Source organism: Chitinophaga varians, assembly GCF_014529945.1.
Lineage (GTDB): Bacteria > Bacteroidota > Bacteroidia > Chitinophagales > Chitinophagaceae > Chitinophaga > Chitinophaga varians.
Genome location: NZ_JACVFB010000002.1, coordinates 308129 through 333715, shown reverse-complemented (window position 1 = coordinate 333715; position 25587 = coordinate 308129). Strand labels below are relative to the sequence as shown.

The 25587-nt window shown below is 44.6% G+C and carries 19 protein-coding genes and 1 tRNA gene; 8 read left to right on the top strand and 12 right to left on the bottom strand.

The features are described from left to right. Positions 1–77: 77 nt before the first annotated feature. Both ICL55_RS09095 and ICL55_RS09090 read left to right on the top strand, forming a co-directional pair. Positions 78–1073, top strand: coding sequence for an aldo/keto reductase (locus ICL55_RS09095; RefSeq protein WP_188096246.1), 996 nt, complete (start codon positions 78–80; stop codon positions 1071–1073). An 89-nt stretch (positions 1074–1162) separates the two neighbouring features. Then, positions 1163–1849 carry a carboxypeptidase-like regulatory domain-containing protein gene (locus tag ICL55_RS09090; RefSeq protein ID WP_188096244.1) on the top strand — a complete coding sequence of 229 codons (687 nt, stop codon included), beginning with the start codon at positions 1163–1165 and terminating at the stop codon, positions 1847–1849. A gap of 75 nt (positions 1850–1924) precedes the next feature. Here the strand turns inward: ICL55_RS09090 and ICL55_RS09085 are convergent, their stop codons facing one another. Both ICL55_RS09085 and ICL55_RS09080 read right to left on the bottom strand, forming a co-directional pair. Further along, a complete protein-coding gene (locus ICL55_RS09085; protein WP_188096242.1) occupies positions 1925–3517 on the bottom strand; it encodes a RagB/SusD family nutrient uptake outer membrane protein in 1593 nt (530 codons plus the stop codon). Between the two features lie 18 nt (positions 3518–3535). Next, the gene (locus ICL55_RS09080) at positions 3536–6649 is read right to left on the bottom strand and encodes a SusC/RagA family TonB-linked outer membrane protein (protein ID WP_188096240.1); all 3114 of its coding nucleotides are present in this window, start codon (positions 6647–6649) and stop codon (positions 3536–3538) included. A 921-nt stretch (positions 6650–7570) separates the two neighbouring features. On the opposite strand from ICL55_RS09080, the gene ICL55_RS09075 reads away from it, so the two are divergent. Beyond that, positions 7571–8725, top strand: coding sequence for an acyltransferase family protein (locus ICL55_RS09075; protein WP_188096237.1), 1155 nt, complete (start codon positions 7571–7573; stop codon positions 8723–8725). Between the two features lie 43 nt (positions 8726–8768). Here ICL55_RS09075 and ICL55_RS09070 read toward each other — a convergent pair whose 3' ends face one another. Then, positions 8769–9269 carry a hypothetical protein gene (locus tag ICL55_RS09070; protein WP_188096236.1) on the bottom strand — a complete coding sequence of 167 codons (501 nt, stop codon included), beginning with the start codon at positions 9267–9269 and terminating at the stop codon, positions 8769–8771. 276 nt (positions 9270–9545) lie between these two features. Here ICL55_RS09070 and ICL55_RS09065 point away from each other — a divergent pair, with 276 nt between their 5' ends. Continuing rightward, complete coding sequence (locus tag ICL55_RS09065; protein ID WP_188096234.1) at positions 9546–9887, top strand: thioredoxin family protein; 342 nt, start codon at positions 9546–9548, stop codon at positions 9885–9887. Between the two features lie 492 nt (positions 9888–10379). Here the strand turns inward: ICL55_RS09065 and ICL55_RS09060 are convergent, their stop codons facing one another. Then, positions 10380–10646 (bottom strand): hypothetical protein, encoded by a 267-nt coding sequence (locus ICL55_RS09060; RefSeq protein WP_188096232.1) that lies wholly within the window; start codon positions 10644–10646, stop codon positions 10380–10382. Between the two features lie 1339 nt (positions 10647–11985). Between ICL55_RS09060 and ICL55_RS09055 the strand changes: the two genes are divergently transcribed. Then, a complete protein-coding gene (locus ICL55_RS09055; protein ID WP_188096230.1) occupies positions 11986–12522 on the top strand; it encodes a hypothetical protein in 537 nt (178 codons plus the stop codon). A gap of 36 nt (positions 12523–12558) precedes the next feature. Here the strand turns inward: ICL55_RS09055 and ICL55_RS09050 are convergent, their stop codons facing one another. Beyond that, positions 12559–13137, bottom strand: a complete 579-nt coding sequence (locus tag ICL55_RS09050; RefSeq protein WP_188096228.1) for a hypothetical protein — start codon at positions 13135–13137, stop codon at positions 12559–12561. A gap of 272 nt (positions 13138–13409) precedes the next feature. Here ICL55_RS09050 and ICL55_RS09045 point away from each other — a divergent pair, with 272 nt between their 5' ends. After that, a complete protein-coding gene (locus ICL55_RS09045) occupies positions 13410–14852 on the top strand; it encodes a hypothetical protein (RefSeq protein ID WP_188096226.1) in 1443 nt (480 codons plus the stop codon). A gap of 170 nt (positions 14853–15022) precedes the next feature. Here the strand turns inward: ICL55_RS09045 and ICL55_RS09040 are convergent, their stop codons facing one another. The 7 genes from ICL55_RS09040 to ICL55_RS09010 all read right to left on the bottom strand — a co-directional run bounded on the left by ICL55_RS09040 (position 15023) and on the right by ICL55_RS09010 (position 21593). After that, on the bottom strand, positions 15023–16318 hold the full coding sequence (locus tag ICL55_RS09040; RefSeq protein WP_188096224.1) for a DUF6371 domain-containing protein: 1296 nt from the start codon (positions 16316–16318) through the stop codon (positions 15023–15025). Between the two features lie 93 nt (positions 16319–16411). Continuing rightward, positions 16412–18010 (bottom strand): DNA primase family protein, encoded by a 1599-nt coding sequence (locus tag ICL55_RS09035; RefSeq protein WP_223151398.1) that lies wholly within the window; start codon positions 18008–18010, stop codon positions 16412–16414. Beyond that, positions 17997–18311 carry a helix-turn-helix domain-containing protein gene (locus tag ICL55_RS09030; RefSeq protein WP_246496290.1) on the bottom strand — a complete coding sequence of 105 codons (315 nt, stop codon included), beginning with the start codon at positions 18309–18311 and terminating at the stop codon, positions 17997–17999. Before ICL55_RS09030 ends, ICL55_RS09035 begins: the two co-directional genes overlap by 14 nt. Before the next feature lie 74 nt (positions 18312–18385). Further along, positions 18386–19336 carry a hypothetical protein gene (locus ICL55_RS09025; protein ID WP_188096222.1) on the bottom strand — a complete coding sequence of 317 codons (951 nt, stop codon included), beginning with the start codon at positions 19334–19336 and terminating at the stop codon, positions 18386–18388. A gap of 43 nt (positions 19337–19379) precedes the next feature. Continuing rightward, positions 19380–20657 (bottom strand): site-specific integrase, encoded by a 1278-nt coding sequence (locus ICL55_RS09020; RefSeq protein WP_188096221.1) that lies wholly within the window; start codon positions 20655–20657, stop codon positions 19380–19382. Positions 20658–20906: 249 nt separating this feature from the next. After that, a tRNA-Arg gene (locus ICL55_RS09015) sits at positions 20907–20978 on the bottom strand. Between the two features lie 48 nt (positions 20979–21026). Next, positions 21027–21593: a MarC family protein gene (locus tag ICL55_RS09010; protein WP_168871203.1), complete on the bottom strand. Its 567-nt coding sequence runs from the start codon at positions 21591–21593 to the stop codon at positions 21027–21029. A 64-nt stretch (positions 21594–21657) separates the two neighbouring features. Here ICL55_RS09010 and ICL55_RS09005 point away from each other — a divergent pair, with 64 nt between their 5' ends. Beyond that, a complete protein-coding gene (locus ICL55_RS09005; RefSeq protein ID WP_188096219.1) occupies positions 21658–22242 on the top strand; it encodes a helix-turn-helix domain-containing protein in 585 nt (194 codons plus the stop codon). A gap of 128 nt (positions 22243–22370) precedes the next feature. Beyond that, the gene (locus tag ICL55_RS09000; protein ID WP_188096217.1) at positions 22371–25580 is read left to right on the top strand and encodes a SusC/RagA family TonB-linked outer membrane protein; all 3210 of its coding nucleotides are present in this window, start codon (positions 22371–22373) and stop codon (positions 25578–25580) included. Positions 25581–25587: the final 7 nt, after the last annotated feature.

Sequence of the window (25587 nt, the reverse complement as noted above, 5' to 3'; positions counted from 1 at the left end):
ATAACAGTTATATATCAGGGAGTCCGGGGATATACCTCCGGACTCTTTTTATTTTTGACATAAAACAAAAGGCTATTATGGAATACAGACAATTAGGGGAATCTGATTTAAAAGCATCTGTGGTGACTTTCGGCGCCTGGGCCGCCGGCGGCTGGATGTGGGGCGGAACAGAACGTAAAGACGCTGTAAAGGCCATCAGGGCCTCCTACGATGAAGGCGTTACTTCCATTGACACCGCCCCGATATACGGTCAAGGCACCAGTGAAGAAATCGTCGGCGAGGCGATCAAAGGCATCCCTCGTGATAAAGTACAGATCCTGACGAAGTTCGGAATGCGCTGGGACCTTACAAAGGGTGATTTTGCCTTTAGCAGCCAGGATAACCAGGGAAGGGATATTGAGATCTACAAATACGCCGGAAAGGCCAGTATTATCAAAGAATGTGAAGACACCCTGCGCCGCCTGGGAACCGACTATATTGACCTGTACCAGATCCATTGGCCCGATTCCACCACGCCTATCGCGGAATCGATGGACACGGTAGCAGAACTCATTAAACAGGGGAAAGTGCGTTATGCCGGGGTGTGCAACTACAATGCCGCACAACTGGAAGAAGCCCGCAAATATGTGCCGCTGGTGGCCGATCAGGTGCCCTACAGCATGGTAAAGCGTGGCATCGAAGAAACCGATGTGCCTTATTGCATTGAAAACGGCCTGTCTATATTGGCTTATAGCCCGCTGGAGCGTGGTCTGCTGACTGGTAAAATGAAACCCGGCCACCAGTTTGCTCCCGGTGATCACCGCGCAGGTATCTATTTCTATAGAGAAGAAAACCTGAAAAGGACCAACGCCTTCCTGGAAAAACTGTATCCGCTGGCGGTGGCCAAAAATGCGACCCTTTCGCAGTTGGTGATTCGCTGGACGATCGAACAACCCGGTATTACTATTGCGCTGGTAGGCGCCCGTAACGCCGAACAGGCCGTACAGAATGCTAAAGCGGCTAATATTCAACTCACCAGAGAAGAAATCAGTTTCATCTCCGCGGAACTGGATAAACTGGTGCTGGAAAAATAATTCCCCAAACAATACGGCCGGTGCTGTTATGACGGTGCCGGCTGTACGTTTTCTGTCAAAAGGCGTAACTTGAAGTATATTGTTGAGTTATGCGAAAGATACCCCTAGTCGTCTCTATGCCACAGCCATGCCAGCAGCCCTGGGAAGATATGACACCAGATGCCCGCGGCCGTTTCTGTGGAAGCTGCCAGAAGTCAGTCATTGATTTCTCCATCCTTTCCGACAGCCAGATCGTAGCGCTGTTATCTGATACCTCCCAAAAGTATTGCGGGCGGTTTAAGAAATCGCAGCTCGACAGGCTGATCTTACCGGAGCAGCAGGCGGCATCGCTATTGCCCGCTGCCGTACTGAGTGTAATGCTGGCTGCCAGTGTGCCCGCTGCAGCGGCAGACAATCACTCACAGCATCTACCTACGGACACCACCGTGTCACGGACCATTACCGGAAAAGTGACGATGGAAGACGGCGCTCTCATCCCAGGCACATCTATACGTGTCAAAGGCACGAAAACGGGTACCATAACAGATCCTAATGGTCACTACCGGTTAAATATACCTTCAGCACCGTCTGGTCAACAGGTGGTACTGGTCTTTTCCTACATTGGATGTTTGGAGAAAGAAGTGACACTGGCTGCACAACAAACTGTAGACGTGGTACTGAAACCGGATGAAAGTCGACTGGCCGATGAGGTAGTGATAGCCGGCGGGCCATGTGTGAAGAGGGCTACACCCTGGCAACGGCTCAAATACAGATGGCAACGATTATGGCGTCGTTAACCATCATCTGTCTGAAATAAATGAAACGGGGACGGCTATACGCCGCCCCCGTTTGTATTTCAAGAGAAAAGAGGATTAGTTGGATCTTACCGGTGCAGAAGTTCCGCTGGGAGTATTAAAATCCAGTTCGTTCTGCGGTACGTCCCAGTAGTCGAGGTAGTTATACTCGATAGTGGCATCGTTATCCAGCGTATTGTCTGATTTTATTACCCATGCATGCTTGCGGCCACCGCCCTGTCCGGCGGGTGCTGTAACGCCCCATCTTCTGGCATCATAGAAAGCCACATTTTTCAGGAAGAGGCCTATTCTTCTTTCGCTGCGCAGTTCTTCCAGCGCATCGGTTTGAGAAAGACCAGTGCCGGCCACATGTGGCAGTTCAGATTTCTGGTAGTCGCGAACATTATCAATGTGTTTCAGCCCTTCATCAATATTGCCGAGGCGGATGTTGGCCTCTGCGATCATCAGTTCGTTTTCTTCATAGGTGCAACCTACCGGGAGCTCAGCAAGACCGGTAGTGGTGGAAGCCCAGTCGCCGCCATCGCCGATTTCAAAGAGGTACCATCTGGTAGCATATTGGGCGCCCCTGTTTCTTTCGTTGCCATATGGAGCATATGGACCGTCTATATTGCGCTCATAACGCTTGTCACCAGCTTTAAAATCCTGGATAAGACGTTCGCTGATATTCTCCCAGCCTATCTGTAAGCGGTAAGGGGACCATGCGGTGATGGAAACCAGGTCGTTCACATCTGCACTGCGCATGGTGAAGATTTTGTCGTCTTTGGTAAGACCGGCAGTGGCCAGTGTTAACACGTTGGTCCAATCTGCATTGGTCATTTGCGCCACCTTTTTGTTTGCCAGCAGGTTTCTGGCTTTGTAGGTAGCGATATGCCTTTTCCATGCATCCGGGCTTATCACGCCGCCTTTGCCGGTGGTCGTGAAATCAGGGATGAGACGAGGGAACAATGCATTGTAGGCACTGATGCTTTTCACTTTGTTCAGTTCCGCAACACAGGCGTCGAAGTTATCGTTGCCTAGTTTTACGATAGCATCATGTGTAACAAACTCATTGTTCATCAGGGTACCGTCCACAAATTTATCGGCCTGTACGCCGGCGATATAGATGGAGCCGATGCGGGAGTAGGCAAATCCTTTCCACCAATAAGCAAAAGCACGGATCAGTGCTTTTTTGGTGGCTGCTTCATCAGCGCCACCGGTCAGTGTCAGATCGTCTTTCGATGTGATATCAAGGATGAGATTCGCCTGGTTGTTCACAAAGTAAAGGGCTGCCCATTCGTTGTAGAAGGCATTGTCATTGCCAAAGGAGCGGTCGTTGCGGTTTTTGAGCTCTGTACCTTGCGAGCCTCCCTGGGGCGGTGTCAGCACGGTACCGTTGGACAAAGTGATTTTAGAAACCTGGTTCACCCATCTCCATGAAAAGTTACCTGCACTGATAGTATAGCTGTCGCCCATGACATCATGATTGGCAAGGGCTATCCACCAAAATTCGAGGCCAAATTTATTGTAGATGCCAAGGGTGCCTCTGATGAGTCCTTCTTCTGTCTTCAATACGGCCGGAGTTGGTTCATTCGGGTTCAACAGGTCCAGGCTGCTCTTACTGCAACTAAAAAGAAGGGATGCTGATAGTATTGTAAGGAATATTTTCTTCATGATCGTGATTTTTTGTTTTTAGAAACCGAACGTTACACCAATTTGTATGGACCTGAAGTTGGGGAAGGAATATACGTCTATGCCTCTTCTGATCGGGTTGTTCACACGTGCACTGGCTTCAGGGTCCAGGCCTGAATAGTTGCTGATAGTGAAAAGGTTTCTTCCGGTGAGGCTGATTTGTGCGTTGTTGATGAATTTGTTGGTCAGGTATTTATCCAGTCTGTAGTTCAGGGTCAGGTCACGCAGTCTCAGGAAGGAGCCATCTTCTACGAAGACGGAGTTGGTGGTGTTGGTGTTGTAAAGGCTGTTGTAATAGGCAACGAAGGCGCCGGTCTGACCATTGATGGTAACAGGTTTTTCCAGGTCGCTGCTGATTTTATCAGCGTATAGCCATTGACGTGTCTGGTTGTATACCTGGCCGCCGTATACCCAATCCAGCTGGAAGGACAGTGTAAGCTGGCCATTGAAGGTAAGGGTATTGTTAAAGCTCATGTTGAATTTAGGGGTGGGGTCGCCGATTTTTTTGTTCTCGGTGCCGAACATCACAGCTTTGGTATTTTTATTTACCACGTATCCGTTCGGGCCTACTTCATAGTTGCCTTTTACGGCTGTACCAGGAAGTTCATCCAGGCTGGTGAGCGGCGTAACACCAAAGAAAGCACCAACGCTTTCCCCTTCTTTCAGCACGAATTGACCTTCGCCGGAACCACCAATGGTAATGGGTTTGTGATTGGAGATATAGTCAACAATGGAGCGTTGTTTGCCGAATTTCACACCAAAATTCCAGTACAGTTTTTTGCTTTCCAATACATCCAGGTCGAAGGAGAACTGGAAACCATCGGATTTGAGGCCCAGGGCATTGGTCAGGATGCCGCTTGCTCCGGTGGAAGGAGACAGGTCGATAGCACGGATAACGTTGCTGGATTTTCTGGTCCAGTAGGTAGGGTTGATGAAGATTTTTCTGAACCATCTGCCTTTATTTAACTCAAGACCAAAATCGATGCCCACTTCCGTTTCCTTGGATGTTTCCACGGTGAGGTCGGAGTTATTTAAAGTCCCCTTGAGGATAAGGTAGTTTGAATTGCCGATAGCACCTTTTTCGAGGGTGATCTGACGGTCATAAACGCCCGGCTGTATACCGGCAGCGCCATACGCGCCTCTGATCTTCAGCTCATAAATGCTGGGGACTTTTAATAATTCGCCCAGTCTGAAATAGGCATCACCGCGACCAAAAGTAAACGGTTTGGTACCACGGCCGAAGGCAGATGAATAGTCTACCCTTACACCACCGGAGATACCAAACAGGTTGCCATAATCAATACGTTGGTTGACGAGGTAACCATAGGTAACGAATTCTTCGCGGGTTTCATCGTTGCTTTTAGAGGCGGCATTGGCCAGTGTATAAGGAGGGAAGGGAGCGAAACCAACACCTTCCATAATAACGTTGCCGTACACACGTTTACGCCAGTCGTATGCAAACTGGGTGCTGGTGGTAATGGGAACTTTCATGTTAAAGTCGCGTTCAAAGTCTGTCTTCACAAACAATGTCAACAGCGAGTTCTGCGTGGTTTCATTATCCCTGTCATAACGGAGCTTTCCATTAAATGGATCGATACCCTTACCAGGCGTCAGTGTTTTTTCCTGATTATGAATGAAGTCAGAGAAATCATAACGATAATAGTCAATACCGTATTTGTAGTCTATTTCCAGGTATTTGATAGGCTGATAGTTAAGGTTGATGCCCTGTACTATGCGGCTTGTTTTAGCTTCGTATGTCCTGTTTTGGAATGAATAGTAAGGATATACGGAGTTGTCTGTCAGACTGGTATTGAAGGGATAATTGCCGATGGAATCTTTGAACCGCAAATCTTCATATGGATAGGAGGACATAGCAGTGCCCAGGCCGCTGAAGATGTTATTCTGACCAGTGATGGCGCCGGTAGTGTTTTTAGAAGTAATGAGCTGTGTGGTGGACCTGAATTTGAGGTTTTTCAGGATATCTGCTCCTACGTTCAGGGACAGGTTCGTTCTGCTATAATCTCCGTTGATGATACTCTGTTGTTTGAGATTAGACAGGTTGAGCGCAAAATCATATCCTTCCCGGCCACCTGAAATGTTGATGGAATTGTTATAAGTAGGAGAACTGTTTTTAAACAGCTGATCAACGTGGTCGTAGGTAGGTTCCTTAAAGCTTTTATCTGTTACCGTGTTAGGCGTGATATCGCGGTTCGGCTGTGTCCAGATGCCTCTGGCATCCGGCTTGATGCGCTTTCCGGAAGGATCGATGATGTATCCTTCTGCATCGGTGGGATAATAGTGTTTGTTCAGGTATTTGAAGTTACCTTTCAGCACATCGTCGAAGCTGGCCCTGGAACTGAAATTGACGTTTATTTTACCTGTACGGGAGCCTTTTTTGGAGAAGAGCTGAATAACACCGTTAGCCCCTTGTGCACCATAGATAGTGGCGGCGGCGGCGCCCTGTACCACTTCCACTCTCTCAATATTGGAAAGGTCGAGATCAGCAAGCCTGGAAGAGAGGTTACCGGAAGAACCGTTTTCGCTATTGCCGGAGTTGACCTGCACCCCATCGAGGAGGATCATCGGTTGGGTACCACCCAGTGAGTTGATGCCACGCAGGATGATTTGTGCCTGTTGTCCTGGCTGGCCGGAAACAGATGATATCTGAGCACCGGCGATTTTGCCAACCAGTGCCTGGTCAATAGAAGCTGCCGGTACTTTAGGCAGATCTTTTCCTGACAGCGACTCTACCGAGATGGCGACTTTCCTTCTGTCGGTAGCCGCGCCCACACCAGTGACGATGATCTCCTGTAAACCTTTGGTATCTACGTGCATCGCAACATCTACCCGGCTTTTACCGCTGGTAGAGATTGTTTGGCTAAGAAAGCCCACATAGGAAAAAACAAGCGAGGCATTGTCTCCCACTGCGATCTTGTAACTTCCGTCAGGACCAGTCATAGTCCCTGTTCTGGAGCCGCTGATACTCACCGTAACGCCGGGTATGGGCGATCCGTCTTTTGCATCTGAGACTTTACCATTGATTGTCCGTGTCTGAGCATAACTATGCACAATACTGCTGGCCACGAACAGCCATAAGAGTAGCAAATTTTTCATGAGCAATTTAGATTTTGATTTTCTGAGATAACATTTACGGACAGGAATTCCCCTGCCACTTACAGTACATGGCTCCGAGCTCAGTAAAGAATCAGGGTAAATTCTTTTGATTACTGTGGGTCACTCACGAGTATGTTTGTAAATGGCAAAAACAATCATGCAGGCTGTATGCAGCCTGAAAAATGACAGTATGGACGTTAAAAATTACATCTTCTGAAAAATGAAAAACAAGTGTGTCTACGATGCTTTGGATGATACTTTGATCATAGGTTATTTAGATTTTTTAGGTTGAAAAAGTTCTCTTTCCCGCCAAGGGTGCAACAGCACAATTTTTTTAGACTTATGATTATTTCGCTAATACCAGAATGGATTTGGTTCCAAACAATTCAGCAAATATTATGGGCAATAAGGATTTAATTCAGATTTTGGTTATCTAGTCCGCATGTTCCCAAATATAGCTAAAACCCTGCTATTCAACATAGCACGTTGGTGTTATAGAAAAGTTTACAGAAGATACGCTTCAGCGCAGTGGGGTACATCCTGCGAAAATTTCAGAGAGCGCTGCAAATATTGAAGCGCTGCCGGCGGATGTTAATGCGGTACATAAGGTTAGCTACAACGGTGTAGTTTTACATCATTATCCGGAACGTAATCACCGGATACATCCAATGAAAGCGATACCCCAGAAGTTATTTGATCGAAAGTCTCATTAAGGTGAATACACAATACTGCGTAATAACGCCAGGTTGCATGATCATCAAGGACTAGTAACGTGACCCCAAAAACAAAAACGCCTGTTCAGTTTTCTGAATGGGCATTTTTTATGGGATGATATTAACCATAGCTCGGGCTAAAAGTAGCTGGTATTGTTGATACGTAATTTATTACATAAATTTACTTTTTTAAATAATAGGACCTCTCATGCAAATACCAAGCTATTTTAGTGGTTTTAACGGGTTAAGGGCAATCGCAGTTATACTGGTATTGCTATTCCACGGCGAAATATTAACCTCTGTGACTGCGAATGGTTGGATAGGGGTAGATCTTTTCTTTGTTATCTCCGGTTTTCTGATCACCAATATTTTGATAAATCAGAAAGGAACTGATAACTTCTTTATTAACTTTTACTCCCGCAGAAGTATACGGATTTTTCCGCTTTACTACCTTGTTGTCATTGGTGTCAGTGTCATACTATTTGTTTCCAGATCTAATGAAGTCGCTGATCTGCCTTATTATTATCTCTATTTGCAGAATTTTAAGGCGGCCACTACCGAAAAATATATTGTATTGTTAGGCCATACATGGTCTTTATGTGTAGAGGAGCAGTTTTATCTGATCTGGCCGCTTTTTATTTATATGTTCCCGACAAAAAGAGCTTTTTATTTAACCTCAGGATTAATACTGCTATCCATACTTATCCGGCAGTATTTTGCCACACATGATTACAGTATTTTTTATCAAAGTACATTGCTGCCGACAAGAATGGATAGTTTGCTTATCGGTGCTATTATAATTCTGTATATAAAATCTTTCAATAATATCACCATCGCATCTCTTAATAAAGTGAGTAATATAGTAGGTGTATTCTCTATCGGCGCTTTGATAATGCTGACCTACTACATGGGGGAAGACGGTGCTTTTATTGACAGAATGGCAAGTGGGTACCACAGATTTGGAAATGACTCATTACATCTTCCATATGGTCATTTGAAGTTTACCTTGTTGGCTTTATTGTCTGGTGCTGTTCTTACAAAACTGGCATTCGGGACATCGCATCTTTCCCGCAAACTGTGTAGTATACTTGAAAATCCTGTATTAGATAGTATTGGTAAGATTAGCTATGGACTATACATCTATCACTGGGTGATATTTTATCTTTTTGATAGTGCCAACAGAAAATTGAATTTAATTGCAGTGACCCCGGTAACCGTATACCTGATTTTTGCAATTAAAGTAACGATAACGCTGGTCGTAGCGCAATGTTCCTGGAAATACCTTGAGCAGCCATTAAATAAATTAAAGGAGCGGTTTCAATACCAGAGACAGCAAAAGAGGTCTGTTACGTCTGCGGTGTAAGTACCAGACCTTACCGGCTCCTAAATTGCTGGCGTGAACTTTATTAAGTCATTTTTTTTGATATCGTTAACTCAGCCCTTGCCTGCTGGTAAGCAGGATACATAGTTATTATAATTCTAACTGTGTAATATATTTTATAATTGCTGCCCAAGTATGATTCTGTTAGTTGTCCTTCAACGACCGCACGGTTTGGAGTCGAGGAGCTGCAACTAGTTTGCGTATAAACCCAATCAACTGAACCCAGTTTAGACAGGCTTGAAGTGTGAATAGTTAGATGATTACCCACGCTAAACCATATCTTTAAAATGTTTGGTAACCTTGTCATTCCATTGAATAGGAAATATGCCTCTCCTGGTTGATAAAAACTTGCAGCACTATCAGTTTGGGTAATCGGTACATTCTCAATATTTATTTTTTGATCAATTATACTCTTTGACTGCTCAACAGATGGGCTGGTCTGGTCAACATTTGATTTTTTACAACTAAAAGCTCCTATCAGTAAGGCCATGGCAACAGACAGAGATAATAGGTTAACTCTCTTCATGATTTTAGGGATTTGATGATATGCCTAAATATATGAAATCGTACTGCTGCATTCTGTGAGTGAATAAATATTGCTTATTGGGAACACGTGTTTCGAATAAAAACCTAATTAAAGCTCTTATAGGTGTGGACGAGCCGCCCGATTGGTCGTGCTAATGAACCACTGTCCTCTCCATATCAGAATAGCACCACAGCTCCAACCCAGGCTGCATCTTTTATAAGAACAATTTCGCATAATCTTTGTTGCTATATCACTAACTCCTAAAACCATAATATCATGCCTAATGAAAAAATCATAACCCTCAGTGATGAGAACTTTGATCAGGAAGTTCTGAGTGGCCCCAATATATTGGTTCAATTTTGGGCTCCGTGGAGTCAGCCTTGTAGTCAACTATCCCCTGTTATTGATACGATTGCAGATGAATTTGATAAGAAAATAATAGTATATAGATTAAATATCGAGAAGTCTCCAAGGGTGGTAGAAGAATATCGGGTTCGCCAAGTACCGACTTTAATTCTGTTTGAGCTTGGAGGTGAAATTTATCGGAAAATCGGAGTTATTAATAAATCGGTCCTTTCATCTTTAATACGAGGTAGTTTTAGAAACCTGAATTACTAGGGAATAGGAAAGATGTAATCTTCCTCATTGCTCTATTTCAGTGATAAATGGTGTCACTTGTTGAAGTCCTCAACATAAGAAAGGAAGGTAACGGCGTGGAGGTCTTTTTTGCCGGCCATGGGGAAGTGTGAAAGGCATTTCCCGACGAAATAGCCCTGTAGGGCTGCAACTTTTGGGGAAAGTGGGGAAGGTTTTGGGGACATTTTTGCTTAATTCCCCTTTACTCCCTTTTACCGTTCTTTCGGTGAAACCCACGTCCATAAATGAAAAACGCCCAAACCTGGCAAAGCTAAGTTTGGGCGGATTAATCTTTTGGTAGCCTCGTCAAGGTTATTGAAATGCTTCATAATGTATTGATATTTATTGTTTTATGAATTATTATTTTCGCTTGGGGTAAGGTTTTGGGGAATGACGTTTTTTAGCCGCAAACATCCCCCAAAAACTTATCATTTCTTAGCCTTTAGCCCGTATGAAGATAGCCGTTTTCAAACGTCAATGAGTTGGTTTATTGAACTCCTTAGCAATCTCTTTGATCTTCATTTCCATGGCCAGTGTGATGGATAAGGCTATATTAATGGCGGTCTTTATTTCCATATTACTAAGCTCCGGCGTGCCGGTATTCCTTATTTTGCGATAATACGTGGGCAATGACCAATTGCATTCCTGGCAGATAGCCTGCCGGTATAGACTGGGAAAGGATGTGATTTCCTCATGTAGCTGTTTCAGCGCGTTAGCTTCGTCTTGACGCTTCTTTCTCATATCTGGGTGTGTTTGATTTTGGATTGAAGTTTCAGGTTAGATATTAACTGCCTATAGGGCATATGTAACGCCGAATAGTCGTTTCCAGCAAAGCGGGGCCGCATGCTGGTTTAACTACGAAGTCATTTGCCCCGGCTCTATAGATAGCATCTATATCCGTCGGGCCTCTATTGATGTAGGTTATTACGATGATCGGAATAGTGCTGTTTTGTTCCCGTATCTTCCTGACGAGCCGCAAGGAATGCGTTAAAACAGTTTCATGGACAATGACCATACTATATTCCCGCTCCGGGTCTTTAAGAGATTCCATACTAGAATACGGTTCCTGCCGTCTGTCTACTATATAGCCCTTCTCTATCAAATGTGGAGTAAAACAGCTGCTACAGGCGCAGGCTGTCGCGCTGTCAATTAGGAGTATATCTATTTTCATAACTGAATTGATTATCTGTTTGAGACTATTTTTTGGGATAGGTCTAGTAAGAGATTGTGGATAAAGATGTCCTGTTCATTGATAATCCAGATGCTGAAAGCCAGTGCCACGGCCGTGCACAGGAACAGTCCAAATTGAAAACCGATGATCATCTCAGTGGAGATTTTGGGTCTAAGGGTTTTAGCGGCGGTTTGAGCGTCCATGGTGTAAGTGAGGTTTGGTGAGGTGGAACGCGCCGGGAGTAGGTATAAAAAGGGCGCGGGCTCTACTTGTCATGTACCTGTGCGCTTTGGCGAGGCCAGGCCATTAACAAGCGAATACCCGCGCCATAAGGTGCGAGCATCGCCTCCTGTTTCTCTTGCCTCGCCAAAGCGCAAAGAGAAAAGAGTGATGGCAATGCGTCAATAATTTGATTGTCGCAAAGCTATATTTTTTATCAAGTATTTATATCATAATCCGTTATTTCATTGACTGAAACTGAATACTGCCTAAATATAGCGACAATAATAAAAACTACAAAACGAAATATTTTAATTTAAAACGTAGTATATTGGTTATTAATATAACAATTTAAAGACAAAAACGATATATAATATTACTTTAGGTCATATGTTGTATGACCATGAAGGATAAACGATATGCTACTATAAATAAGCTGCTGGAGGCGAAAGGAATCAACAATTTCAATGAGATATTTGATATTGTTCCTCCATCTGTGGTGGCAACGGATATCAACTTGAATTACTACAGTCTCCAAAAGAGAATGAAAGACCATAGCCTGTTTAATCTACATGAATTGATTAAGTTATCTAAGCTTATTGGCTGTAAAGTACAAGTGTTGATCGAGTTGGCATTGAAAAATCACAAACCGAATACTCAGTGATAACTACAAAGTAACTGAGGTTACGTATGAATAGAAACATGTATTTTAAGGAAAAACGTGTATTTGTTGTTTTTAGAAGATGGGAGAATCTATTAAATAAATCAGCTGATACAATCACGTTTGATGGGCTTCTGATAATTTGGATACCTCTTATCTTTATGCTGATTATAGGATGTTTCTTTTTACTAGAGGACTTTTACAATCCAGTCAAAGACACAACAAATGTCACAAATATTGGATTTGCTGTATTGGCTGGAATCTCATCATTGTCGTTTTCCTGGGCTGGAAGGCTTGATCGTCAAACCGAATCACAGTTGCACGATGATATCGTGCGTTTCGGGGCGCTTGCCTTTCATGCTGCCCTTATATTTATTACAGCCTCCGGTCTAAAGTATATTCATATCCACATTGATAATTCAAAACCATTTCAACGTTGGCTGGGAGAATATGTAATTAGATATGTTTATATGTTTAGTTTTTTCTTCGCATTTGAAAAAACCATTTTTTCAGTAACTGGGCTTAACAAATTGCTTTATCGCAAATTGAAGATAAAAAAGAAATAGGAGAAAGAGTGTGAACCTCAAGAACAATGTCCAATGCTATTTAACAAGGAGACTTATCAAATGTTTTTCGCTTACATTTTCGGCAGCCTTCAGCTGTTTAAGTATTTGAGCATATCGTTTTGTTACCCTGCCACTATAGAATTTTCTGAAATGTCTGCTATATACCTGCTCACGTAATTTATCAGCTTTAAATACAACGCCGTAGGTCTTTTCTAAATGTCGGGAATACTTCGACTGAATCTGCTTTTCGTAATACCCTTCCCCTCTATATTGGAAATAGCCGTTTTTAAAATATAGCTTCCGGCAGCGGTTACCTGTAACCGGGCAGATGAAGTACCAGACGTTACCGGCTCCTAAGTTGCTGGTGAGGGCCGTTAGGTTGACCTTGTAGCGGATAGACTGCCCCTGCCAGTTGTAGGACAGCTCTAAATACGGCCCGGTTGTGACCATATCTACACAGATGCTTATCTGACTGTGTACCGTGCCGCCACGGCTCCAACTCAGGGTGCCACTACGCCAGCTATCAGGCTGTAAATACTCCCACTTACGGAGGTCTGATATGGATATCGATTTCCTGTCCTCAAATGTTGTTGGGTATGTTCCAATTCTTGCCATAATTCGTTTTTGTAGAAACCTAAATCATTAGGGAATGTGAAGATTTAATCTTCCTCATTGCCGTATTTTCTGTGCTATTTTATTGTTGATATTGTTTGATAGTGATCGTATGCCCTTAGCGATTCAACCACTGTATAGATCGGTGATAAAGCCCTCAGAGACATTTTAATAACCACTAGAAAGTACTTTTTTGATTTGATTAAATAAAATACTAATTTGTTTACCTGTCTGTTATCTAATTGCACTAATCCCTAACTTAATTATTACCTCAAATGAAGAAACTATTAATTTGTTCCCTATTCGCCGTAGCTCCTACTGTTGCCTTTACTCAAGTATCAAGCGATACTGGAAAATTATGGAGTACCTATTTTTATGTAGCAAAGAAAATAAACAATAGTATAGTGTGTAAGAAAGATTATACTTCTGCCAACACACGTTCTGATAAACCGACAAGTATCGTGACTAGTCCCGCATTTGACTCACTTTATAAACCAATTTTAAGTAATGTGTTTGTCGGTAGTAGTAATCTGCCACAGAACTCAACTTCTGCTTCTTTTATAACTGATGCAAATAAAAGTTCAATAAACATTAACTACATATGGCGACCTAATAATGCTTTTTCGCATTTTTACAGCGGAGGCGTCTTTTCTAAAGGCAGTAATGGTATTTTAGGTATTTATTCGAATGGTAGTTGGGCAAGCGAAACTGGCTTGAACATTGGCTACTCTTGGGCATTTAAAAAAACCATTTTTTATGACGCAGATTCTTGTGATAAAATTCGTATCAGAAGGATAAGTCAACTAAGAAAAATAATTGAGTCCTATAAGAACATAATCAAGCAAAACCCACCTCGGGATACGTTAAAGGCGAAAATTAACTTATTGGAAGATTCCTTGAAATTGTCTTTAGATTCGTCAAATTATGTCATTTCCAGAATAGACAGTACTAAAACAAGGTTCGAGCAATTTTTATTGAATGACAGTCTTATAATTCCCCAGCGGATAAATGATACCAGTTTTTTTTATCGAAAACTTGGAAATGACCTTGCTAATTGGGAAGTTCTTCAAAATGTTCGAACAGGGTATCAATTCTTTTGGATTGGCCCTAACTTCTCAATAAGCAATAATTCAATCAATTTAATTGATTCTGTGCCAAAGGAGTTTAAATCTCTTTATGGTAAAAAGAATCAATTGAAACTACTAGTTGGGGTGAATGGAAATTGGATAAGGTCAACAAAAAGGACTTTATGGTACGCTAGGGCGGTTTTGAATTTCTCAAAAGGTAGCTATTTAGATAACAGTATATACGCGAAGCCCAAAGCAGTATATAATCCAAGTGATAAGGATATATATATTGCAGATGAAAATATTTCTACTATCGGGAAGTATAGTGCTTTAAAGGCCAATATTTGGAGTTTTGAACCTAACGTCTACATTAGTTGGTTATTTGCGGCCAGAAAGCAAGTAGGGCTTGATGTAACTTTTAGCGCAAATTTAGCACCAAGTCTCCCTAAAGAAGTAACCTACCAGATTTATCCATCTAGTTTTACCGCACTCATTGGTCCTATTTTTCGACTAATAACTGATGAGTCAATCAGTAAAGGTACTGTCGGTATTCAATGTGGCATTGTGAATAGTCAATTTAATACTAATGTTTGGGAAAGTTTTAGCGCAAAATTCAAAATTGGTATTCCTTTTAACGCTTTAATTAAATAAAAAGACCATTGCAAACCCTTGATTGGTGGGTTATGATGAAGTATGATTGCTTTTTGATAATCTATTTATGACAGGCTAATAAACGTAGTAGTAAAGGGCATAAATCATATGTTTTTTGAGGCTATTAAATATTGAATAGCCTCAAATGGTGTCATATTATGTTACATCTTCTAACAGTTTTTGAATGGTAGTAAGAGGCAGCCAACGCCGTTTAACTTCCCCGGTTTGAACACTTTTCCTATAAGCGCGAATATGACTTGGGAAAAATCATCTGACTGAGGGACTAGTTCGCCGGCAGCGGTGTATAAAACGTCGCAAACCTTAGCATTTCTTAACATGTAGGTCACAAGTTTATAACCGTCAATTTCCGTTATAACTGCAATAGCATTGATGTCTTGCTCCTCGCCATCAATAGTAAGCGTGTGTTTGTTCTCTGCCGGTGGCGCTGGCTGAAATTGTTGGTAATCGAACCGGGTCAGATAATCCCGCAAATCCAGCCCTTGCGCGCGCTCTGTTGTCGTAGCACAGCGTTCCAACAGGTCAGATACTACAACGCTGGCAATACTGGCCAGCTCTTGGGCTTTGTTGTTCCATAAGGTAAACGCCCGGCCGTCTGCTGAAAGATCAGGGAAAAGAAACACCTGTCTACCGGCTAGCGCCTGACACCGTTCAGTAGTAAGGTAAGACAGGCTACCAACCGCCAGCCATACGAAAGCCGGAAGGTATATACTGGCAACGATGGCCGTTGCCGGCGCTTCCACAATAGCAACAGGCTTACCTGTGTTCTCCGTTAAAAGATGCTCCCCATACAGGCAGCTCACAAAGCTCCCGCCCTGCTCCAAATAAGCGGACAACCAGAGGGGCAGGCTTTCTTGCCTGGATTCATGATTATACTTCAAAATGCTGTGTATCCAGGTTGTCCGGGAGCCACCATCTATTGATTTGGCAGTATGGCCAGCATGGTCAAACTGTTTTACCTGTCCGGCCCTTACGTTGCCGGATACGTCAATCCACCAAAATGCAGTGGCTCCGGGCCAACGGCTACCGGAGGTGCCTATACGGTATCGGTGAATCAGTTCATGGGTGATGTAAGCACCGAAAAGAGAATGCAAGTAGATTACAAACTGATTGGTTTCGTATCCCTGTTGGCTTTGGTTCAGTACACTATGGGGAATGTAAACAGGCGGCTTTCTGATTTCTTGTTTCCTGTACTCCTGCCTTTTGTAGTGGTGACCATAGCTAACAGGCCGCTCCCAACGGTTTTCGCCTGTTTCTATCTGTGCCATTGTGCCATAATCCGGTTTGTGGAAATAGCCACAATTCACCTCCCGGTCACACCGGCCATATTCAGTCGGTAGATACTCTCCGGTTTCGGTATCAATGAACCTTACAAACCGTTTCCTTCCACAGCCAGGGCAGACATGTTTTTTGTTGCCTCTTTCCAGCGTATACCGGTAAGCATTCATAAAAAAGGTTTTTATGCCCTACATATCCTACATATGCTACATAAAGCGTCCAGCATCATGTAGGATATGTAGCATATGTAGCAGGGGAAAAGATTATTTTTCTAAGTAGACCACCATACCCGGTGTTTTTCGCTCCATTTCATAGCCATGGCTACGTAGCCTTTCGCTAACGGTTTTATTAGAGCAGAGGCGGTAGCCGTTGTCGGCACAGAATATTTTGTAGAGGGTGTATAGCTGTTGCAGTGGAAGGAAACCGATTTGAGACGGTTTGTAGCCTTCCTCTTCAAGGAACATCAACACGCTGTCAGATTGCCGTTGATACTGCTGTAACTGCTGTTTCGCCGCATCGCAGTCGGAAAAATTTTTTTGCTTCAGTAGGCGGTGGAGCCCGGCCAACACCCAATTAAAAACCCCGGAAAGCTCCTGTTGAATGATCTTTTTTGATAGTTCCTTATCTTGGGCCTCCGGCGGAATAGTTACGTCAAACGGAATGATTAGGAAACGCCGGAAGAAGGCGTGTGTGTGTTCTACGGCTTTTGGCAGTTCATTGCAGTTAAATATGAGCTTGGCATAATGGGTAAGGTTGAAAGCCTGTCCGTATGGCTGCCGGGCTTCTACCGGCTCCCCGCTGGCCAGTTGCTTAAAGATGGACGCTTCCAGATTTCCGTTGATTTCGCTGGCATAGTTTACCAGTTTATTGGCCAATTTAGCCCGGAAATAGCCTGTAGTGTCGGTGAGGCTTTGCAGACTATAGTTACAGACGTTTTCAGTGCCTAAAAGAGCGTTTATGACCTCAAAGAACACAGACTTGCCGTTAGCTCCTGAACCATATAGCAGGAGTGATTTTTCCAGTTTGAGGGTGCCGGGATGGATGAACAAATACCCGATGTATTCTGCTAATACCCTTTGACGTTGTATATCCGGCAATACCGTATTTAGGTACTGTGTGAAAAGTGGTGCTGTTGCAGCCTCGTCAAAAGAGAATGGCAACTGGTAGGTTATAAAATCCTCATGCCTGAAGCCGCGCAACCGGGTGCCGTCCGGTGTTATCTCAAACGTGCCGTTTTGCAGGTTGATAGAAACAACATTGTCCGGCATTAGTGGGCTGGGTAGATGGGCCGTATCATAGAACTGTTTCAGCAGATGATCACGGAACATATAGAACCGGCTTTTAAACTTGTCTATCCCCATTTTTTCACCGCATTTCCCAAGGAACGCTTTTAGTTCATTGGTATCAAACTGTGACCAGTAGGCACCATTGTATAGGTAGATGAAGCCCTGGTGCTGGCATATTCCCCAACGGTTGACGGTGGCCACCCTCAATATTTCCTCAATACAGATAATCAGGTAATGGGCCTGTTTAAGCCTACATTTGGCTATCAGCTCACGGAGGTTATTGGCTTTTTCCCTGATGCCCTCATCGTCTTTGACGGTTCCGTCTTCGTTGACCAACATTAGTTCCAGTACCTTCAAATCTCCCCGCAACTCTTCAGCATGGGAAAAAGCCATCCCCATAAAATCTACCGGCTCTATCTTTTCCAATAGCCGGTTTAAAATCAGTTCGTGAGCTACCGGTTTTCCCTGGGCCAGTAGTTCCCGGCTGTGTTCCAGTATGTCGGCTACTGTCAACGGTTCAATGATTTCCGGAAAAGTGGGGCTGGGTAGGGGAGTCGTAGTTTTACTTTTTGCCATGATACCCCCCATTTAATTTAGCAGCCTTGATTTGTGTTAGGGCCTGTTCAAGCTCTGAACGTTTGTAACGTACCCTTGTCCCGAGCCGGTAGCCGGTAATCTTTCCTAGTTTCGTATAGTCCAGGAGGGTAGGCAAGGAGATGCCCAATAGCCGGGCGGCTTCTTTGCGCGTTAGTAGGTCATTACTGATGGGTGATTGGTTGGCAGGAGGGAGATGTTTGGTTAGTTCCTGGTTAACAACTGCTGCAATCATTTCCTTTAACTCATCTACCGGAATAGATGATAATACCACATGTGTCATTTGCACTAATCTTTGTTTCAGTGCAAAGGAACAACAGCGGTAAAGGCGCAGCAATTACCGTAACTAGTTTGTAACTACTTTACGATTAAGTTCCACAATATATCGGAAAACTTGCGGGTATAACGTTTGGTATAGATTTTCAACTCCCGCTCCGAAGGCTTTAGGTATTGTAGCAGACAGTTTGCCGTGTTGCTGTCTTCCTTTCGCTGAGTAGCAGACAAGTCAAAGCAGTGAAGCAGGGTAGTCACCGTCGACTGTAGTTCTCCGTGTGCTATCGGCTTTATCCATCCTTTTCTTTCCAGTTCTGTTACCAGTTCTGCAAACTGCTTCAGGTTACCGGCCCATGGTATTTTTAGAAAGCCATTAGGGATGGCCTGGGCTGGTTCAGAAGGTTGGGAAAGTATCCTTTTAAGCCGGTGCAGGGCCACTGGGATGGTGCCGGTCGTGTCCCTGTCAAACATGGCTTTTATATCCTCTGCCTTTAGGCAAAATTCGAGGCGAACAGTTCGTAGCATGGCTTTGGGAAGATCGACCGCCACCATCAGATAAAACCCGGTTAACGTGACCAGCTGGCCCAAATCAGTAAGCGGTAAGCAGTCAGGAATTACCTGCATCGTTTCCAGCTGTGATTTGTAGTTGGTGGAAACGTGTTCATCAAAGATAGCGGCGTTCCTCTGCTGTAGAATCTTGACGGCTTGCAGGCTGTACCTAAGTTCTGTATAGAGCTTTAAAAGCAGAAACAGATAGTTGTGAATCCGGTTATCATCCGTCTCAATCAACAGGTGTTGCCGGATGTGCTTTTTCAAATCATGGAGTATACCTGCTTTCTCAACAGTAAACATTTTTTGATAGGCTTCCGGTTGGCGGCCGTGGAGGTCTGCTGTTAAGGTATCCAGAGTATAAGAGCCGGTATACACTTGTTTTGACATGTCCTGCAATGATTTCGCTACAGCTGTCAGGTCTCTCAGGAGTATACCGGCCCGGTGAAAAATCAATTCTATATCTTCCATTTTGAGGGGTTGCATTCTCTATCTATATTAAAACCCCTCTACGCATTCTATCTGCATTTTACACCACCCTTAATAGGTTCCTTTTCTCCCAATGCATTTTTAACAGCTTCGCATGTTCCGTAGAAGTCAGTTTGATATACCGTAAAAACGCCTTTTCTGTTCTATGGCCAGTAATGGCCATGATAGTAACAACCGGTGTTCCGGCCAAATACTCATTTGTGGCAAAGCTCCGGCGGGCAGTGTGGGTGCTGATCAATGCCGATTTTGGATAAGACTGGATAATCTTGTTCCCGCCTTTAGTATAGGTCATTGTTACCTGGGTCTTCAGTTCCGGTACTAGTTTGCCTATTTCCTTCAAATAATCATTCATTTTCTGATTACTGATTTTCCGGGGGAGGCAATAGTCATACTTTTCTAGTATGGTTTTGACTACCGGATGAATAGGTATAACGACCTTGTTTAGTGTTTTAGCCTGCCTGATTTCTATCAGGTCATCTTTGATATGTTCCTGTCGCAGGACGGTATAATCGGAAAACCGCAGGCCGGTATTACAACCAATCAAAAACATGTCCCGGACGCGTGCTAACTTGGAATTGCCGGACAGATCAAGACCCTCGATTAGCTTTAATTCTGTGTCGCTCAGGTATATACTGTCCGTTTCTTCATGCGGTTTGAAAAAATAGGCACTCTCAAAGTCGTTGCAAACCTCGATACCCCGGCTTTTTGCTTCCCCCATAACGGTGATAATCCGTTTGATGTGATCACCGATGGTATTAATGCTCAGTTTAACCGTGGAGGTTAGATAACTGATGTAGTCACTGTGAAAGCGTATATCTATGGTGGAAAAATCCACTTTCCGGCTGTACTGCTGCTGAAATGCTTTGAGGTGGTTTAGCGTGGTCAAATACCCTTTGTTGGTATTGGGGGAGGTCTTCTGCTTCGTTTTAGGGCTGATACGTTCCCCTTTCTCCGACCGGGCATTGAAGTCCTCGAAGTAGGAGAAAAAGGTAACCCGCTCTATCTCCTTTTTACCGGTAACCAAATCCAGCAGCTCTTTCAATTCTTCAGGTGCTGGTATTTTGTGTTGATGGTCGTTCCTGTATTTGCGGTAGGTGCTTTTTATGGTATGATCTAAAAAGTCAAGCCGGGCGTTAAACTCAGGGTATTCGGGAAATATCTTACTGGCCTTTTGCGCCCGCTGTAATGTTTTATCCCAACAGTCTGTAGGTAGTTTTTCTGACAGGTAATAACGAAGGGTCATGCCCTCATAACAGATATTGGCGAAAATGGTGCTTTCTGCGGCCTTAGGCCTTTTCAGGTAATACTTTACTTCCATTCGATAGGGTTTAGGGTTAACGAATATTTACCTGTACATGGGGAAGTATAAAGGGCGTTTCCCGGCAAAATAGCCCTGTAGGGCTACAACTTTTGGGGAAAGTCTTGGGGAAAGTGGGGAAGGTTTTGGGGATATTTTTGCTTAATTTCTCTTTACTCCCTTTTACCGTTCTTTCCTCTGAAACCCACGTCCATAAATGAAAAACGCCCAAACTTAGTAAAGCTAAGTTTGGGCGAATTAAGTTTTTAGTAGCCTCGTCAAGAATCGAACTTGAATCTGGAGCTTCGGAAACTCTTATACTATCCATTGTACTACGAGGCCAAAAGGGAACGCGAAGTTACATTTTCTCCGGAATAATCCCAAATTACGTTAAAGATTGATATTACTTTTAAAAATTTTTACCGCGATGGCCAGCAGGATAACCCCGAAAAACTTACGCAGCACCATCAGTCCGGCCTTTCCCAGCAAGCGTTCTATGTAATTCAGACTCTTCAGGACCAGAAAAACAATGAGCAGGTTCAGTACGATGCCGGCGAGAATATTATATTCCCCGAAGTTGGCTTTGAGCGACATAATGGTGGTCAGTGTCCCGGAACCTGCTATCATGGGGAAAGCGATGGGCACAATACTACCGGATTTGACATCCTGGCCACTCTTGAAAAGTTCCAGCCCGAGGATCATCTCCAGGCCTATCACGAAGATAACGATGGAGCCGGCTACCGCGAATGAATGTACGTCTACGCTGAACAGGCGAAGAAACTGCTCGCCCACCAGCAGAAACAGTACCATCAGGAAGCCTGACGCCAGGGTGGCTTTGCCGGCATCTATATGCCCCAGTTTTTCCTTCAGGGATACCAGCACAGGGATAGAGCCAACGATGTCTATTACGGCAAATAACGTGAACGCGATGGCTAGAATTTGGTCGATACTGAACATGCGACAAATATATAACGTAATGCATTAGCTTTCTCTCCCTATATTTGTCCCAAGACCGACCTATATGACCGAGGATATTATCATTCAGATCAGTAACAGGATCAAGGAAAAGCGGAAAGCCAAAGGCATTACCATACAGGAACTGGCTGACAAAGCGGAAGTCAGCAAAGGCCTTATCTCTCAGATTGAGAACAACCGCACCGTGCCCTCCCTGCTGGTACTCATTAATATTATCCGTGCACTGAACCTCGACCTCAACGAATTCTTCAATGAAATAGACCAGCAGTCACAACAATCCAAGGTCATCATCAAACAGAAATCCTCCTATCAGGAGTTCGAAAAAGAGCCGGCTAAAGGATTCCAGTATAAAAGGATCCTCACCAAAAATGTAAAACATTTCCCGGTGGATATCGTGATGCTGGAATTAAAAAAAGGCGCCCGCCGCTCTCAGATCGTGAAGACCGATGCCTATGAATATAAATATATCATCAAAGGCAAGGTGGAATACCTGATCGATAACGAAAAATACATCCTTGAAGAAGGCGACTCCCTCTTCTTCGACGGCCGCCTGGGCCACAAACCCGCTAATATCGGTGAAGACACCGCACAGATTCTTGTCGTTTATTTCTTCCTCGAAAGTGAAAAGTAATAGTAAACTTTTTTGACGAATCATATACAAATACTTAACGTTAAATTTAGTATAACTTAACATTCCCGTCATATTCGAACTTAACCTTTGCATGGTAATAAACATTACCCCCCTTAATCTAAATTGCCATGCAATCAAACCTACGACAGGCACTTACGCAGTTATGTGCCCTGCTACTGCTTTTGCTGACCGTAACAACAGCAACAGCTCAACAAGCGATCACCGGAAAAGTCCTTTCCGCCGGAGATAACCAACCGGTCATAGGCGCTACGGTGAAAGTAGTCGGCGCCCACAGAGGCGCTGTTACCGATGCCAACGGTAACTTCAGTATCTCCGCCAACGGTACCGATATCCTGGAAGTAAGCTCTATCGGCTTTCTCACCGGTAAATACCCGGTCAACAATCACAACTTCGTATCCGTGCTGCTGCAGTTGGATAAAAAAGCACTCGATGAAGTAGTGGTAACGGCACTGGGCATACGTAAAGAAGTAAAAAGAGTAGGCTACGCCGTACAGGAAGTAAAAGGAGCCGACCTCGTAAAAGCCCGGGAACCCAACCCTGTAAACGGTCTCGTAGGGAAGGTAGCTGGCCTCACCGTAGGCGCTTCTGCTGAACTGCTGGCTGCTCCGCTGGTACAGCTCCGTGGCAATAACATCAACCTCTACGTGGTGGATGGTGTGCCTATCAATTCCGATACCTGGAACATCTCCCCGGATGATATCGAAAGCTATACCGTCCTGAAAGGAGCTACTGCCTCTGCGCTCTACGGCTCCCGTGGCCTCAACGGCGCGATCATGATCACCACTAAAAAAGGCTCAAAAGATAAAAGAGGGTACTCCATCGAATTCAACTCCAGCACCATGTTTGAAAGAGGCTTCAATGCTATTCCAAAGGTGCAGGACCTCTACGGTCCCGGCGACCACGGCAAATACGCGTTCGTAGACGGTAAAGGCGCTGGTGTAAACGACGCTGACTACGATGTATGGGGACCCAAATTCGAAGGCCAGCTCATTCCACAATACGATAGTCCTATTGATCCCGCTACCGGCAAACGCACCGGCACACCCTGGACTGCACGCGGTAAAAATAACCTGCAACGCTTCCTGCGCACCGGCATGCTCAGCACCAACAACCTCGCTGTTTCTGCCCATACTGATAAAGCCGACCTGCGCTTCTCCCTGTCCAATTCCTACCAGAAAGGGATTGTGCCTAACACAGCACTGGATATCGTGAACTTTAATATCTCCGCAGGATATAGCTTTTCACCCAAACTGCGCCTGGAAGGTTATCTGAACTATAACCGTCAGTCCAGCGATAACTTCCCGGATGTGACCTATGGCCCTAACAGCCTTATCTATAATACCGTTATCTGGGCTGGCGCCGACTGGAGCATGGACGATATGCGCAACTACTGGCAGCCCGGAAAAGAAGGTATCCAGTCCATCTACGCCGAATACCAACGTTATCATAACCCCTGGTTCATGGCGTACGAATGGTTACGCGGGCACCACAAAACAGACCTCAACGGTTATGCTAAACTGACTTACAAACTGTCTGATAAACTGGAGCTGATGGCCCGTACACAGGTGACCAGCTACGACCTGATCCGCACAGAAAAAATGCCATATTCTGCACACCCTTACGGTCGTGAAGAAGGAAAAGGCGACTACCGCGAAGACAAACGTTCCCTGTACGAAAACAATACAGACGTGATGGTGTCCTATTCCAACCTGTTCCCTCACAAAATTGGTGTGAGAGCATCCATAGGTGGAAATGCCCGCTCGTATAAATATAATTCCAGCTTCGTTTCCACCAACTACCTGAACGCTCCGGGATGGTATGGCTTCGGAAACTCCCGCGATCCATTGTATGCTACCAGTTACAGCGCACCGATGCTGGTGCTCAGTGCTTACGGTTATGTGGACATCGACCTGGGCAAATACGCCACGGTGTCCCTGACCGACAGGCTGGACAAAGCTTCCAATCTGCCTGTGACACATAACACCTATTCCTACCCGTCTGTTTCACTCAGCACCGTGGTATCTGATTACGTGCACCTGCCGGAGGTGATCTCCTTCCTGAAATTCCGGGGCTCTTATGCCAACGTAAAAGGCGGTTTCACCGTACCTACTATCGGTGCTACGCCGGAGGCCAACTATCCGCTGGGTTATGGTACAGAATATCAGTCTTCGTATGATGGTCCCCGTTATAATATGCCGGTATACAGCGTATCACCGGTGTATGGCAACCAGGCCGCAGCTTATTATACCCGCGTGATCGCCAACCCTGACCTGCAGCCTTTTACCAGTAAGGTAACAGAGGTGGGCATGGATATACGGTTCCTTAAAAATCGTATAGGCGTAGACGCTACCTACTTCTCCAACCTCAACGGTCCCCGCATTTATAGCCTGCTGCTGGCGCCCAGCACCGGCGACTCCGCTTACCTGGTGAATGGTGTCAATACCCGTAAAACAGGATATGAAGTATCCATCAATGCTACCCCCATTAAAAACCCGTCTGGTCTTACATGGACGGTAACCGCCAACTGGTCTACCTTCCAGGAGAAATACGTAAGTATCTACGGCGACTATCAAAAGCTTAACGCCTATATCGGTGTAGGCGACCGCGTTGATAAATTCTTCGGTACCAAATTCGTAAGAACACCCGACGGTCAGATCATCAACGGTCCTGATGGCCGCCCCATCGTTAATCCAACACAACAGTACCTTGGTAATGCCAGCGCCGACTGGGTTTGGGGTATCAACAACAGCTTCAGCTATAAAGGCTTTAACCTCAGCTTCCAGTTCGATGGCCGCGTAGGTGGTGAAATGATCGACTATATCCAGCAACAGACTTTCCGTGGCGGCCGTAATATTCTGACGACAGAAGGCGCTATGGGAGATGCCCGTTACCAGGATTATAAAGGCGTGAAATCATGGCAGGGACAGGGTGTGGTGATCGCCAACAACGTACCTATCCAGTATGATAACAACGGCAATGTTACCAATGCAGATAAATTGCAGTTTGCGCCTAACACCACCAAAACCTTCCTGCAAGATTATATCAGCGTATACTATAAAACCAACGAAGCTAACCTGATCAGTAAAACTTTTGCCAAACTGCGCGAGGTAACACTGGGTTATACCCTGCCGGAGCGCCTGTTGAAAGGAACATTTATCCGCACGGCCAATGTTTCTTTTGTAGGTAGAAACCTCCTGTATTTTGCCAAAAACAAAGATGTGGACCTGGACCAATACCCCAGTGCAGATCAGGGTTCCTCCACACTGCAGACACCTACCACACGCCGGTTTGGTTTTAACGTTAATCTCACTTTCTGATCCGCTT